This is a genomic window from Kurthia sp. Dielmo (assembly GCF_000307285.2).
In the GTDB taxonomy this organism is placed as follows: domain Bacteria; phylum Bacillota; class Bacilli; order Bacillales_A; family Planococcaceae; genus Kurthia; species Kurthia populi.
In genome coordinates this window covers 178493-192922 of the sequence record NZ_HE578956.1, presented here as the reverse complement: position 1 = coordinate 192922, position 14430 = coordinate 178493, and the positions used below count along the sequence as shown (strand labels likewise).

The 14430-nt window shown below is 40.0% G+C and carries 13 protein-coding genes; 3 read left to right on the top strand and 10 right to left on the bottom strand.

Going from position 1 to position 14430, the window contains the following annotated elements:
• Nucleotides 1-3: 3 nt before the first annotated feature.
• The 10 genes from KTHG_RS01395 to KTHG_RS01350 form a co-directional block, all read right to left on the bottom strand.
• Nucleotides 4-1179 (bottom strand): CDP-glycerol glycerophosphotransferase family protein, encoded by a 1176-nt coding sequence (locus tag KTHG_RS01395; protein WP_020189129.1) that lies wholly within the window; start codon nucleotides 1177-1179, stop codon nucleotides 4-6.
• A gap of 31 nt (nucleotides 1180-1210) precedes the next feature.
• Nucleotides 1211-2344 carry a CDP-glycerol glycerophosphotransferase family protein gene (locus KTHG_RS01390; protein ID WP_020189128.1) on the bottom strand — a complete coding sequence of 378 codons (1134 nt, stop codon included), beginning with the start codon at nucleotides 2342-2344 and terminating at the stop codon, nucleotides 1211-1213.
• Nucleotides 2332-3357 (bottom strand): ribitol-5-phosphate dehydrogenase, encoded by a 1026-nt coding sequence (locus KTHG_RS01385; protein ID WP_020189127.1) that lies wholly within the window; start codon nucleotides 3355-3357, stop codon nucleotides 2332-2334. Before KTHG_RS01385 ends, KTHG_RS01390 begins: the two co-directional genes overlap by 13 nt.
• Nucleotides 3357-4070: an IspD/TarI family cytidylyltransferase gene (locus KTHG_RS01380; protein ID WP_020189126.1), complete on the bottom strand. Its 714-nt coding sequence runs from the start codon at nucleotides 4068-4070 to the stop codon at nucleotides 3357-3359. The genes KTHG_RS01385 and KTHG_RS01380 overlap by 1 nt, the downstream gene beginning before the upstream one ends.
• A 184-nt stretch (nucleotides 4071-4254) precedes the next feature.
• Complete coding sequence (locus KTHG_RS01375; protein WP_020189125.1) at nucleotides 4255-5421, bottom strand: aminotransferase class I/II-fold pyridoxal phosphate-dependent enzyme; 1167 nt, start codon at nucleotides 5419-5421, stop codon at nucleotides 4255-4257.
• A gap of 194 nt (nucleotides 5422-5615) precedes the next feature.
• On the bottom strand, nucleotides 5616-6344 hold the full coding sequence (locus KTHG_RS01370) for an amino acid ABC transporter ATP-binding protein (protein ID WP_020189124.1): 729 nt from the start codon (nucleotides 6342-6344) through the stop codon (nucleotides 5616-5618).
• Between the two features lie 12 nt (nucleotides 6345-6356).
• Nucleotides 6357-7013, bottom strand: coding sequence for an amino acid ABC transporter permease (locus tag KTHG_RS01365; protein ID WP_020189123.1), 657 nt, complete (start codon nucleotides 7011-7013; stop codon nucleotides 6357-6359).
• Nucleotides 7014-7123: 110 nt separating this feature from the next.
• On the bottom strand, nucleotides 7124-7939 hold the full coding sequence (locus KTHG_RS01360) for a basic amino acid ABC transporter substrate-binding protein (RefSeq protein WP_020189122.1): 816 nt from the start codon (nucleotides 7937-7939) through the stop codon (nucleotides 7124-7126).
• 377 nt (nucleotides 7940-8316) lie between these two features.
• The gene (locus tag KTHG_RS01355) at nucleotides 8317-9147 is read right to left on the bottom strand and encodes a flagellin N-terminal helical domain-containing protein (protein WP_020189121.1); all 831 of its coding nucleotides are present in this window, start codon (nucleotides 9145-9147) and stop codon (nucleotides 8317-8319) included.
• Nucleotides 9148-9290: 143 nt separating this feature from the next.
• On the bottom strand, nucleotides 9291-9737 hold the full coding sequence (locus tag KTHG_RS01350; RefSeq protein ID WP_020189120.1) for a transcriptional regulator: 447 nt from the start codon (nucleotides 9735-9737) through the stop codon (nucleotides 9291-9293).
• Nucleotides 9738-10034: 297 nt separating this feature from the next.
• On the opposite strand from KTHG_RS01350, the gene KTHG_RS21720 reads away from it, so the two are divergent.
• From KTHG_RS21720 to KTHG_RS01340, 3 genes are read left to right on the top strand one after another with little or no spacing between them, the layout of a single operon-like run.
• Nucleotides 10035-10418, top strand: a complete 384-nt coding sequence (locus tag KTHG_RS21720) for an SWIM zinc finger family protein (RefSeq protein WP_255512324.1) — start codon at nucleotides 10035-10037, stop codon at nucleotides 10416-10418.
• 44 nt (nucleotides 10419-10462) lie between these two features.
• Nucleotides 10463-11605 carry a hypothetical protein gene (locus KTHG_RS01345; protein WP_255512323.1) on the top strand — a complete coding sequence of 381 codons (1143 nt, stop codon included), beginning with the start codon at nucleotides 10463-10465 and terminating at the stop codon, nucleotides 11603-11605.
• The gene (locus KTHG_RS01340; protein ID WP_020189119.1) at nucleotides 11602-14367 is read left to right on the top strand and encodes a DEAD/DEAH box helicase; all 2766 of its coding nucleotides are present in this window, start codon (nucleotides 11602-11604) and stop codon (nucleotides 14365-14367) included. The genes KTHG_RS01345 and KTHG_RS01340 overlap by 4 nt, the downstream gene beginning before the upstream one ends.
• Nucleotides 14368-14430: the final 63 nt, after the last annotated feature.

Genomic DNA, 14430 nt, shown 5'->3' with positions numbered 1-14430 from the left:
CTCCTACTTGCGGTTCATACAATCGATAACAAGCTGTGCTACACGTTCAGTAGACTTACCATCTAAATCATCGAAGAATTTATCGGTGAATTCCGTTAAATCGACTACCTCGTCTGCACGATGTTTGTTCATTGACGCAACAAGCTCATCGGTATTACGTACGACATCTCCTGGTGTAAATTCGTCGTAGGATACGTAGAAATCACGTGATGCCACGTATTCTTCTAAGTCGAAGCAGAAGAAGATCATCGGTTTGTTTAATAACGCAAACTCGAAGCAAACAGATGAGTAGTCGGTAATTAAAATATCGGTAATAAATAAAATATCATTAACAGAAGGATATTTTGTGAAATCTTTAATTTTATCGCGATATTCTACTGGAATTTTAAATTTCTTCTTAACGAATGGATGCATTTTAATTAAGAACACATCATTTTCGCCAAGTGACGCATATAATTTATCGAAATCAAGCATATGGTGTGGGAAGTGGGCACTTGTTTGGCCATTACCACGGAATGTCGGCGCATATAATGTCACATGCTTGCCTTCAAGCTCTGGGTATTTTCCGTACATCATCGCTTGTTTATCTGCTTTGTATTGCTCATCGAAAAATACATCCGTACGCGGCACACCTGTTGCCACAACTTTTGATTCGTCGATACCAAAGCCCTCTGCATAAAACGGTGCGACATATTTTGAACTTACAATCGCTTTTGTATAGTTTTTATGCGATACAGACGTTGGCTTTGGACCACCTGGCTTACCCATACGGCTAAAGCCGAATGTTTTGAACGCCCCAACTGCATGCCAAATTTGAATTAAGTCGGCACCTTTGCGGATTTTCAATGGATAAATCATTGGGTAAAAGTCATCGAGCATGATAACTTTTGATGTAGCGATATTGTACGCTAATTGAATAATTTCAATGTAGCGTTTACGTTTTTTCACACTTGGTTTTAATAAAAAGTAATACTTATAGTTCTCACGACGTTGTAACTCATCATAAACCATTTGGAAGTTATCACTTAAATCTTTACGGCTATCTGATAGAATCGATACTTTATTTTTTTGAATTGGGAGCATCGAGAAACCTTTATACATCGCTTGGAAAATTTCTTTTTTAAATTTACGGTCTAATTTTTTCTTAAACGATTCTTTTTTCTTCTTTTTTGTTGCCATTTGTCTACCTCTTTTCGAAACAAAATCATCCTTAATTGGATTCAAATAGATGTTGTACGATTTTTTTCGATACATCCTCTGTGTGGCTGAAATTAAACTCAACCATACGCGATGTATCATACTGTTCATTTTTCTTGCGGTTGTTAATCCAAGAAACAAGCGCGTGTTGTTCTTGTAAAATCGTACCATCCGAAATAGCTTCAAGTGGACGATAAAGCCCTCTGCTTGCTGTATACTCCGCTAAATCTGGCACGTAATGTGCAAGTGGGCGTTCGAATAATGCAAATTCAAAAATCGCTGATGAATAATCCGTAATAAATGCGTCTGCTATCGGCATCCATTCATTTAACGGGTGCTGATAATCGAGCACGATATTATCAAATTGTGTCAACACACTCCACTCAGTACGGTCCGAATACGGGTGCGGCATAACGATAAGCTGAATATGGGGCGCTAATTGCGGTGCAATCGTTTGTAGCACAGCGAGCCAGTCTAGGTTCGACTCACTTTGGCCACTTTTCGCACGATACGTTGGCGCAATCAATACTTTACAGCGCTCTAGTTGAACCGGTGTTAATGCATCACTCGGCACAACTTCCTCACCGAGTAGGTCCGTACGCGGAATTCCTAGTGGATACACTTGATTTTCCGACATATTAAACGCTTCTGCGTAATACGGTACGACCGCCTTTGATGACACATAGACATGCGAATAATGCATATGGACAGGCACAATATTTAAATACTGTGAGGACGGTCCAAATTTCGTATCCTTCGTACTATACCCGAATTTTTTAAATGCACCTGCTGCATGCCATAATTGAACGAATTTTGTTTCTTTACGTGGATTTATTAAATAAACCGGTAAGAAATAATCGTCTAGTAACACCATTTTTGCATTAGCGATAGCCGGCAGCTCTTTAAATAACGCAAGTCCCATTTGCTTAGGTGCCTTGCGTATTTCGATATGCATTTCCGGATGCGTCTTTTGGATTTCACGCACGACGGCCTTTAGATTGCCCTCTAGCTGATTCGAGCGATACGTGTAGACGACAATTTTTTTCTCATCAATCGATTTTTGCTCTAAAACGAAATAGAAGAATCTATAAATTGCTTTATAGATTCTTTGGATTGTATATTGGATTGTCTTTTTTAGATTTTCCATAACATGACGCTCTTACCCCATGAGCTAGATAAGTCACTTTCAAAGGCAGTGATAATGTCTTTAACAGATGTCACTTCTTGTGTGTATCCAACTAATGTCGATAAGTACTCAGGAATTTCAGGATGTGCTTTATAAAGATCCACTGTTTTTTGGAAATCAACAGCACCACTACGGCTTGAGCCAACAAGTGTTAAGCCTTTTTCAAGCACCATACGTGTGTTGATTTCTACAGGATATTCACTTACACCTAATAAGCAAAGTGTTGCTTCAGGGTGTACGTGGTCGATCATTTGGTCGATTGCGTATTGGCTACCTTTACCGCCAGCACATTCGAATGCATGGTCTACCATGTAGTCCTCAGGGATTTCGTTAATGAAGATTTTTTCGTCAACGAATGAGAAGTGGTCTAATTTATATTGTGTTTTACCAAAGATGGTTACTTTGCAGTCTGGGTACATGTATTTTAATAATAGACATGTGATGAAACCTAAGTTTCCGTCGCCCCAAACGCCAAATGTACCGCGGCGTTTAATTGCTTTGCGTTCAAAGCGAGCGATTGAATGCGTAGCGATAGTTACTAATTCTGTAAATGCCGCTACTTCCATATTCATATCTTCTGGTAATACGACTAAGCGGTCACGATTTAAGAACACATAATCTTGCATGAAGCCATCGTAGCCTGAAGAACGGAACTTACTAGAGCGTAAGTAGTTTTCTGCTACATATGGGTCTTCCTCTGTTGGTGTATTCGGTACCATGACAACCTTTGTGCCGACCGCATATTCACCAGTTGGGTCGTAAGCGACTTCCCCTACGCCTTCATGGATTAATGCCATCGGTAATTTTTTCTTCATCGCTTCTTCGCCGCGTGTTCCTGTGTAGTAACGTTGGTCTGCAGCGCAAATTGAAAGGTGAGTTGGACGTACAACGACGTGGTCAGAAGAAATTGCACGATCCTTATAAGTTACTTCGATCTGGCGAGCAGATACTAATCGATAAATTTGGTTAATCATTATTTATCTAAACTTCCTTTTAAAATTGAATTCGCCACGTTTAAATCGTAAGGCGTTGTCACTTTAATGTTATAACTTTCACCACGTACTAATTTAACTTTCTCACCTTTGATTGCGAAGATTTTACATGCATCTGTTAAGATTTCTTTTTCATCTTGAGACAGGCTATTATAAAGCTCTTGTAATTTTTTGATGTTGAATGTTTGTGGCGTTTGGCCTTGGAACATATGGCTACGCACTGGAATTTGTGTAATAAATTCGCCGTCTTGTGATTCAACGATTGTATCGATAGCTTCGATTACTGTATCAACTGAACCAAATTCAAGACCTGCATCGATATTTTGCTCGATGATGCGGTGTGTTAAGAATGGACGTACGGCATCATGTGTTACTAAAATATCGTCGTCGTTTAAGCCGTTTTGGCTATCGATTGCTGCGATGACGTTCATGATTGTGTCATTACGGTCTGCGCCGCCTTGGATTACTTCAACTTTTGGTAAATCTAGTTGATGTTTTTTCACAAGATCGCGTGTGTATTGAACCCAATCTTTTGGTACTGCGATGAAAATTTTATCTAGACGATTGTTTAGAATAAATTTCTCTAATGTATGGATGATGATTGCTTTATCATTTAATGTTAAAAATTGTTTAGGCATTGGTACGTTACCCATACGAGTTCCTTTACCACCTGCTAAAATACCTGCATAAATCATGTATAGCACCTCATTGATTATAAAATTAATTATTATTATTTTTGGAATTTATCTCTAAAAGTAAGAATAGCATAAATACCTTTCAAAAACATAGAAACATCCGTATTGTTATACAGTTGAAATACATTTTGAAGGCGTTTTCTTCACATTTAGAACGTCTAAATGTCGATTTGGGTTGCGATAATTAGTGTGATGCTTGCTCAGCGCGTACTTTTTCAACAAATGCAGCGAGGCGGTCCATCGCTTCAACTAATGTTTCAAATGCATAAGCATACGTAATACGTAAATAACCTTCTGCCGCAAATACAGCGCCCGGTACAACGCAAACGCCCGCTTCTTTTAATAAGCGTGTCGCAAATTCATGAGAGCTCATGCCAAATTGTTTAATAGAAGGGAAAATGTAGAACGCACCATTTGGCTTATGTACTTCAAGTCCCATTTCTACTAGACGACCATAAATGTAGTCGCGACGTTCTTTATAAGACGCTGTCATCGCAATTGGCGCGTCTTTTGAGCCTGTAAGTGCCTCAATTGCTGCGTACTGGCTTGGTACCGCTGCACATAAAATATTGAAGGCATTTACTTTTACCGTAATATCCGTCAATGCTTCAGGTGCTAGGATAAAGCCAATGCGCCAGCCTGTCATCGAATGTGATTTTGATAACCCCGAAATTAAGAATAGCTTATCTTTCAGTGCAGGGTAACTACCAAATGAACGATATTCCCCTTCAAATGTGATTTCACTATAAATTTCATCGGAGATTAAATAAATATCTTGCTCTGCTAAAAACGCAGCTAACGCATCCATACGTTCTGGACTTACCGTTGCACCGGTTGGATTTGACGGGAAGTTAAATAAAATCGCTTTCGTTTTTGGCGTAATCAATGCTTTTAAGGCATCGACTTCGGGCTCAAAGTTTGTTTCCGTGATGTCTAAAAATACAGGTTTTGCTTTTGCATATTCAATCATTGGAACATAACCTGCATACATTGGTGCAGATAGGATGATTTCATCCCCTGGCTCGATAATCGTACGTAATACCGCGTCAATCGCCTGTGTTGCACCATTGGTTACGAGCACTTCATTTGCGTTGTAATTGCAATTGTAGCGTTCGTTGAAATACGCCGCCGTCACTTGACGCAATTCAAGCAAACCGGCATTCGGAGAGTACGATGTTTTGTTTTCTTCAATCGCACGAATACCAGCTTGCTTCACAGCTTCAGGCGTTGGAAAATCTGGTTGGCCAATTGTTAAGTTTAAGGCATTTGGGTAATCTACTAGTTGATTTGAAAATTCACGAATTCCAGAGATACGAAGTTGTGTTGCTTCGCTATTTAATGTTAATGACATGAGTCAATCAATCCTTCTTTTCCTTATAAATGACGTGCTTTTAAACACGTTTTTTGAATTTGTCCTTATTATACAATTATATGACGTAAAGAGAAATACAAATACATCATTCTGTCAAGTTGACTGGCACGACACATCAAATTTTTAGCACAAAAAAAGTACTGCTATTAAGCAGTACCCTCTTTTGTCACAGATTAATGATTTAATACTGCTTTTAAAAATTCTTGTGCACGCACAGTCTTTGGTGCTGTAAAGAATTCAGATGGTGGTGCTACTTCGACAATTTTACCCTCAGCCATAAACACGATGTCATTACAAATCTCTTTTGCAAAGCCCATCTCATGTGTCACGACGACCATCGTCATACCGGCATCTGCTAAACTACGGATCGCATCAAGCACCTCTTTTACCATCTCTGGGTCAAGTGCTGATGTCGGCTCGTCAAATAGCATAACTTCTGGGTCCATCGCAACGGCACGTGCGATTGCGACACGCTGCTGCTGACCGCCTGATAGACGTCCTGGATAAGCGTCAAATTTATCCCCTAAACCAAGCTGCGTTAGTAATTCCTTACCGCGCTTTTCTGCCGCTTCCTTCGATAAGCCTTTTACTTTCATTGGGGCCATCGTGACATTTTCAAGTGCCGTTTTAAACGGATATAAATTAAAGCTTTGGAATACGAAGCCAATATTCGTACGTGCTTTGTTAATGTTTGTTTTTTTATCGTGGATGGAAATACCATCGACAATAATTTCGCCGCTATCAATCGTTTCAAGTGCATTAATCGTACGAATAAGCGTTGATTTACCAGCACCACTTGGCCCGATAAGCGCGATAACGTTTGATTTTGGTACTTCTAAATTAATATCTGTTAGCACATGGTGGTCACCATAGCTTTTATTGACGTTTTTAATTGAAATCATGATGATTACCTCCTACTGCTCTTTATCCATCATACGTTTTTCGAAGTAACGAATAACTAATGATAGCACGAACGTCATGATGAAATAAATGACAGCAATCGCCGTATAAATTTCTAATGGTTTTAATGTTGTTGCAACTAAGTTTTTACCTTTTAGCATTAAGTCAACGCCACCAATAACAGAGATTAAAGATGAATCTTTAATTAACATAATGAACTGTGAGGCAGATGGTGGCATAATGCGACGAACTGCTTGCGGTAAAATAATGTAGCGCATCGCTTGTGCACTCGTCATACCGCTCGCACGCGCTGCCTCCATTTGACCTTTTGGTACTGCTTGGACACCTGCACGGAAAATTTCCGCTAAAAAGGCACCGTTAAATGTTGCTAAACCGACGACTGCTGCAACCGTTGTCTCAACGTTTACAACATCACCTAAACCAATATAAATCCACATTAATAAAACTAATAGTGGTACACCACGCATAATCTCAACATATGCTCCAGCTAAAAAACGAATGACAGGGTTTTTCGCAATTCGACCGAAGCCTACAATAATACCAATTGGCAAACTAAAAATCAGGGCTATAAATGAAATTTTAATTGTGAACCAAGCGCCTAACATCAATACTTCCCAGTTATCAGAAACAACGCTCCAGTCCCAAGACATGCTACTCAATACATTAACCTCCTATAATCGAAACCTTCTTATAATAAAAAAACGAAAAAGAAAGGATTCTCATCCCTTCTTCTCGTCAAAAGTCTATGAACTAAAAATGATTATTCTTCGTCTACATTGTTCATCCAATCAGCATTGTTGAACCATTTCTTTTGAAGTTCTTTTTCTTCTTTTGAACCTTTAAATTCTTTTAAGTACTCATTGATAAAGTCAACTGTCTCTGTGTCGCCTTTTTTCACTGCGATACCAAGATCATCCGCTGCAAGTAAGCCATCTAGTTTCACAACTTTACCTTTGTTTTGTAATTCGTAGATTTGGATTGCTGGCTCATCATAGACAACCGCTGCAACTTTACCTTGTTGTGCAGCCATTGCTGCTGTTGGGAAATCTTCAAATTCTTGAACTGTTGCGTTTTTGATTTCTTTTGCTGCAACAATTGCACCTGTTGTACCGATTTGAACAGCTACTTTATTGCCTTTTTTATCGATATCTTTAATTTCTTTTGCTGTGCTGTCTTTGCCGACCATTACTGCCTGACCTGTTGTATAGTAAGAATCCGCGAATTCAACTGTCTTTTTACGTTCATCGGTAATTGTCATACCCGCTAAGACTAAATCAACTTTACCAGCATTTAATGATGGAATTAATGTTTCAAAGCCAAGTTGTTTTACTTCTAATTTTGCGCCCATTTTATCAGCGATAGCTTGCGCAACGTCCATGTCATAACCAATCATTTTGCCGTTTTTATCAAACATTTCAAATGGGTAATAACCTGCATTTGTTCCTACTACTAATGTTTTTTCTTCTTTTACTTTTTCAAGTGTTGTTTGTGAATCTTTTTTATCATCCCCACCGCCACATGCTGCAAGTGCTGCAGTTACAACGACTAATAAGAATGCTGCTAACCATTTCTTCATGTCTCGCTATCCCCTCTCGGAATTCTTTTTTCGAATATTTATTATATATGAATTATAGTTTATTTTTATTCATCTGTCTACATAAAAATTAATATTTTTACATTAAAATGAGTGTATTATTCAATATTTTTAAGTAATATACAGCATTTATGAATAAATAACGTATACACAACAGCATATATATACATATTTCAATTGACGATTCTCGCTAGTAAACGTTGCTTTAACGCCATTTTTTTGAACTTTTTACTATTATTAGTGAAATATCATGTTGTTTAATGTATATTTATACACTTTTATTTTATTTTATTCGTTTGTATTATGCAATGAAAAAATGCTTTTGTAAGAATATTCCCTTTCAAAAGCACTTTATGCGTTCATCCATTCATTTTTAATAGCTGTAACATGCCTTGTGCCGTCTGCATATGCATTGCCATCGCATATTGTGCGGCTTGCTGTAAAATATTCGCCTTCGTAAAGTTCATCATTTCCTTCGCAATATCCGCATCACGAATACGCGACTCAGCGGCTGTTACGTTTTCCGCGGTATTGACGTTGACATTATAGGCATGTTCCATCCGATTTTGATACGCACCTAGACGTGACCGCTCCATCGATACACTTTTAATCGCAGCATCAAGCGTGGAAATCGACGCATCTGCCTCGTCCCGTGTCGCAATCGACGCGTCTGTGATGCCAATCGCATCCGCACTCATATCATTCATCGTTAAATCAATCGTCTGTCCTGCATTCGCACCAGCCTGAATTTTCAGCGGTGTCGTCGCATTATCACCATTTAATAATTTGCGTGTATTAAATTCCGTATCCGTCGAAATACGTGTTACTTCTTTTTTAAGTTCCTGAAACTCCACATCAATGCGTGCGCGGTCGTCATCCGTCAACGTATCATTCGCCGCTTGCACGGATAATTCACGCATGCGCTGTAGCATTGCATGTGTCTCATTAAGCGCACCCTCTGCGGTTTGAACCATTGAGATGCCATCCTGTATATTCTTCGATGCCATATTCAGTCCACTAATTTGGCCACGCATTTTTTCAGAAATCGCCAGTCCTGCTGGGTCATCGCCTGCTCGGTTTATGCGATAGCCGGTTGATAGTCGTTCAAGCGCCTTCGATGCTGCATTCCACTGACGATTCATATTGCCCCAAATCATCATACCCTGGCCATACCATGCACCAATTCTCATTCTTACGCCTCCCTTCTTATTACTCCTACTTCTACTATCGGCACAGGGACCTTTTTTTCGACAAAAAAGCAGGCATCTATGAGTGCTTCACATAGATGCCTGTTATTGACTGTGGTAACTTTTTAAAATGTCGATCCGCTCCTTTAACGCATGTTGGTTAAGTCATCAAATAAATTTTTATCCCGACGATCGAGCGCTACATCAATTAAGTGGAGGCGATTTTGGTTTTCCATTTCGTTAAACAACAACTCAAATTCTGAGTGTGCCGCTGCGCGTGCCTCTTTCTGCTCTTTTTTCAGCTCTAGGTCATCTAAAATCTTTTGAAGATGATCATGGATGTTAGAGACGAGCAATAACTGATACAACGGTAGGCGGATAAAGCGGCTACCTCGTTGAAAAACGAAAACATCGGATAAGTTTTCGACTTGTAGCGTTTTGAGATTAATAATAATCTCTTTCCCTTCGACTGGAATAAAATTAAATAACTCATCATCTTTTAACACGGAGAAATATTGATAGGCAAACACAAGTTTTAAACGGTCCCCTACGCGTTTTGTATAGAACGGTTCGATTCGACGGATTTGTAACATGCTGTTCCCCTCCTTTTAACAAGGAATGATTAATCCTTAATGCTAACGGAGTCCTATTAAGTGATCGATATCTTGCAATAAGAATTGAGGATGAATCATGAGGAAAGTCACGCACTGTCCTATTGCAATATTCTGACTACTTATATAATACCACCATTTACATGTTTTCACACATATTCTGATTGAAATCCAACATTTTAACTAGAAGAAATGTTGTTTCAATCGAAAACATTTACGCATCACCTGAATGGGCATATAATGGAGAGAAAGATTTTTTTTGAGGACGGGATTATAAACATGAATACAAACGTTTCAGAAATCGCTCATTTATATGAAGATTTTTTACGCAATAAAATGCTAGAACTTAGCCTTGAACTCGATTCCTCGAATGAACAGGATGAGGAAACGGTTCGCCGTGCTGCCTTCTTAGCACGCCACAACTATGTAAAATTACGCAGCTTCCGCGCTGAATTGGGACGTCTACAATTTGCTGTGCAAGATGCTGGTACGCCGACGGTTACAATCGTCGTAGAGGATGAGAAATTATCATGCGACTGCCCGACAAAAAAACCTTGCCGCCACCAATTAGCAGCGATGTTTACGCTTTATCAATATGTCGATTCATTATCGCAGTGGTTAGAAGATTTTCGTAACAAAAAAGTGTACAGCTACGCCTTTTAAATGAAGAACGTACACCGGAGTCATGGCTAAAGCTTGTACAACAAGTGTATCGCCAAAATTTATACAATCAACAAAAGCTTAATCCGTATTTACTAGAAAGTATTTTTTCAGATATGCAGCAGCAAATTTTCCGCTATACCCCACTTGAGCGTGAATGGAGCAGTATGTATCAGCTCTTCACACATGTTGCGCTATTGTCGCATACGTGGAAGCATTTAAGCACGTCAACAGAAGCTTCTCGCTCATTTTATATTAATTTCATTGAGCATGAGGCAGATAAAATGAAAGAATTCATTCGCCAATGCGCGAATAAATCACGCCTTTTTGCGTTGGACCCTTTTTATGAAAGCCTACAGCAGGTCGTCAATTACTTCTTGCTGCACCAGGAAGGCTATTTTGATGAGCGCTTAACTATTTATACGTTGTTCTGGGAATCGATGTTTCAGGATAAACGCTCACGTGAGGCAGAGCTTTTAATGCTACAAAATGAGCGTCATATTGCAGACGATGTCGACATCAATGCGGTGTATGCGATGTTTTACATTATGCTTGATAAGCGCGATGACTTTGCGGCGATGCTTGAGTCGATTGAGGCGAAGCAGTTGCTTGTGTGGACCGATTTAGCACATTTTGCGAATCGTAACGGCTATGACGATATGCTTGCGATGATTGTCCGCGCGATGCTTCCACATGTCGATGCCTTTATTAATGAATGGCTAGCGACGCGCTATCGTTCCACATTTGTTAATGAATTTAATGAGCTTTGTAAGCAAATTAATTTAACAGATGAGGAAAATGAATTGCTATTTGCCGCTTCTGGCATGTATGGCATTCAGCCGTATTCACGCTATTTAATAAAAAAAGAACGTTATATCGAATGGTCTGCCCTCCATCAGCGCTTCCCCTCTTCACTTAGCTACTTAGAGCTTTGTGGGCTACGCGATATGCTTGAGCAAAAACCAGAGGCCCTACTGCCACTTTATCATACGCTTGCGATGAATGAAGTGAATCAAAAATCACGTCAGCATTATAAACAGGCCGTTCGTGTATGGAAAAAGATGAAAACTGCCGCGAAAAAATCGGCGAAAAATGAATTTTGGAATGATTATGTAACGACGTTAAAACAAAGTTATAAGCGTTTACGTGCCTTACAAGAAGAAATCGAGAAAGGAAACTTAATGCTATGACAATGACAAAGCATGTACCAAGCACTTTTTTAAAGTCATTTATGCTAGAAATCTCAGAATTTAATCATGTCTACTCGCTTTCTGCATATGATGCCTCAACTGGTACAGCATTAAAAGCGGAGGACTGGGTACCCTTTTTATACTTCCGCTATGAGCGTGGCTTTTTCGGCTTAACAGCTAATACAACAGAGGATTCGATTTTATTATCACCACTTGAAATGATCGAGCTATTTTCCCCTAATCAGCTTCACCCATTCGCAACGTATAGCGGGAAATCACTGCATGACCAAGATGTACTAGATGCGGCAACACGTGCGGGCAATTATTGGTATAGCCCTTCGCTTTGGGATTATGTGTCATTAAAAGAGGATACGATTCACCTTTCATTAGAGGATAAAGAAATCAATCATCTGCTAGAGCTTGCCCTAACGCAGAAGCTTGTCGATGAGGGCTTACGCTTTGACGATTTAGACGCATTGATTCCATTATTTAAAGATGGTGGCTGGCCGCTTCAAGATAAACAAATTGATGATACACTCGTTGTTGCATTACGTCTAAGTGAGCCCAAAGAAGGCGAAAGCGATTGGACACTAGAAACCGTACTACGTGCGAAAAAATCAGCGAGCTACTGGGCTGTGCCAGCACGTAAACAAGCACTATCCATTGAAAACGCACTGCCCTCTAAGTGGGCCGACTATAGCGCTCAAGTACGTGAGCTGCAATCGCAAATGCTGAAGTTACTACAGAGAAGCGTATATGGTGAAAATCTAACGAATGCACAATTTATCCATGTGAAATTAGCAGATCGTGATGTGCGTGAATTTTTACGTAGCGACTTTATTTACTTACAGGCACTTGGCTTTGAAATTGTTCTGCCTGGTTGGCTAAAAGAATTAAAAGAATCACGTATGAAAGTACAGGCAAGCGCCTCTACTGCCTCAAACTATAAATCAGCAGCTGGTCTGGATGAGATTTTAACATTCAACTGGAAGCTATCACTTGATGGGCATGAGGTCAGCGCGGAGGATTTTGAAAAAATGGTCGCTGAAAATCGTGAGTTTATTCGTGCGGGTACAGAATGGATTCGCGTGGATGCAGCATGGATGCAAGAAATCCGCAAGCTGATGGAGAAAGCCGAAAACGAAAACTGGACGGTGCGCGATTTACTCTTTAAAGATATCGGCAAGGATTTGACGATTCCACTTGAATTAGAAGAGGAAGATTATTTAGATGACCCTGTGCTGCAATTTGAGCTACAGCGTTCGCTAAAAGATTATATGCAAAAAATCGTTGATAAGCAGGGACTTCCTGAAATTCCACTGCCTAAAACATTGCAAGCTGAGCTACGTCCGTATCAGCAGGTCGGCTTTGACTGGCTTGTATTTATGCGTGAGCAAAAATTCGGTGCCTGCCTAGCGGATGATATGGGGCTTGGGAAAACGATTCAGCTTATTTCGTATTTACTGCATGTATACGAAACGGCGACAGAACCAACGCTTATCATCTGTCCGACATCGGTGCTAGGAAACTGGCAAAAAGAATTAGAACGCTTTGCGCCTTCTCTGAATACGTATTTGCATTACGGTGCAAAACGCTTAAAAGAGCAGGACTTCATGCAAACAATCGAACGCGATAATGTCCAAATCATTTTAACGACGTATGGTACGGTGACACAGGACATTGAGATGCTAGAAGATTTAACCTGGGCGAATGTGACGCTCGATGAAGCCCAAAATATTAAAAATATGAATACGAAGCAATCAAAAGCAATTCGTCGTTTACGCGGGACACATCATATTGCCCTAACAGGAACGCCTGTTGAAAACCGTCTGTCTGAGCTATGGGCGATTTTCGACTTTATTTACAAAGGCTATCTTGGTAGCTTCTCGCGCTTCCAAGAAAACTTTATCGCGCCAATTGAGCGTGATAATAATGATGAAGTGAAAGAGCAACTACGCCGAAAAATCCAGCCGTTCTTATTACGTCGAACAAAACAAGACCCAGAGCTTCAACTAAATCTACCAGATAAAATTGAGCAGCGTGAATATTGTCCATTAACCGAGGAGCAAGCCGTTCTTTATGAAAGCTATATTCAAGAAACGATGCATAAGCTTGAAACGCTAACGGGCTTTGAACGCAAAGGGCTTATTTTAAAAATGCTCGGCAAATTAAAGCAGCTGTGTAATCACCCGGCCCTTTACTTAAAAGAGCCGTTTGATAATGCGGAGGATATGATTCATCGTTCTGAAAAATTAGAGCGTCTCGTATCACTCGGTGCCGAAATCGTGCAAAACGGTGAGCAATGCTTAATCTTTACACAATACATTGGCATGGGGCATTTAATGCAGCACTGCTTCTCTGAGCTGTATGATATCGACGTGCCGTTCCTAACAGGAAGTATGCCGAAGCAGCAGCGTGACCATTTCGTCGAATCTTTCCAGCGTGGGGACTTCCCTATTTTCATTCTGTCATTAAAAGCAGGTGGTACGGGCTTAAACTTAACAGCCGCAAACCATGTACTTCACGCCGATCGCTGGTGGAACCCTGCCGTTGAAAATCAAGCAACAGACCGTGCCTACCGTATCGGTCAAACGCAATTTGTCCATGTGCATAAATTTATGACGACGGGCACAATTGAAGAAAAAATCGATGCGTTACTAACGGAAAAACAAGCTTTATCTGAACAGCTTATTCAGTCAAGTAATTGGCTGACCGAATTAAATGATAAGGAACTCGAAGACTTACTAAGCTTCTCCTTCTAATGAATGACGCAAGGCTCCCTAAAAATACAGGGAGCCTTTTTTTATCATTTTTTCGCAGAAGAC

Coding starts and splice junctions, on each gene's coding strand:
- KTHG_RS01375 (WP_020189125.1), bottom strand. CDS start 5,421: ATGTCATTAACATTAAATAGCGAAGCAACACAACTTCGTATCTCTGGA.
- KTHG_RS01385 (WP_020189127.1), bottom strand. CDS start 3,357: ATGATTAACCAAATTTATCGATTAGTATCTGCTCGCCAGATCGAAGTA.
- KTHG_RS01365 (WP_020189123.1), bottom strand. CDS start 7,013: ATGTCTTGGGACTGGAGCGTTGTTTCTGATAACTGGGAAGTATTGATG.
- KTHG_RS01350 (WP_020189120.1), bottom strand. CDS start 9,737: ATGTTACAAATCCGTCGAATCGAACCGTTCTATACAAAACGCGTAGGG.
- KTHG_RS01380 (WP_020189126.1), bottom strand. CDS start 4,070: ATGATTTATGCAGGTATTTTAGCAGGTGGTAAAGGAACTCGTATGGGT.
- KTHG_RS01355 (WP_020189121.1), bottom strand. CDS start 9,147: ATGAGAATTGGTGCATGGTATGGCCAGGGTATGATGATTTGGGGCAAT.
- KTHG_RS21720 (WP_255512324.1), top strand. CDS start 10,035: ATGAATACAAACGTTTCAGAAATCGCTCATTTATATGAAGATTTTTTA.
- KTHG_RS01390 (WP_020189128.1), bottom strand. CDS start 2,344: ATGGAAAATCTAAAAAAGACAATCCAATATACAATCCAAAGAATCTAT.
- KTHG_RS01370 (WP_020189124.1), bottom strand. CDS start 6,344: ATGATTTCAATTAAAAACGTCAATAAAAGCTATGGTGACCACCATGTG.
- KTHG_RS01340 (WP_020189119.1), top strand. CDS start 11,602: ATGACAATGACAAAGCATGTACCAAGCACTTTTTTAAAGTCATTTATG.
- KTHG_RS01360 (WP_020189122.1), bottom strand. CDS start 7,939: ATGAAGAAATGGTTAGCAGCATTCTTATTAGTCGTTGTAACTGCAGCA.
- KTHG_RS01395 (WP_020189129.1), bottom strand. CDS start 1,179: ATGGCAACAAAAAAGAAGAAAAAAGAATCGTTTAAGAAAAAATTAGAC.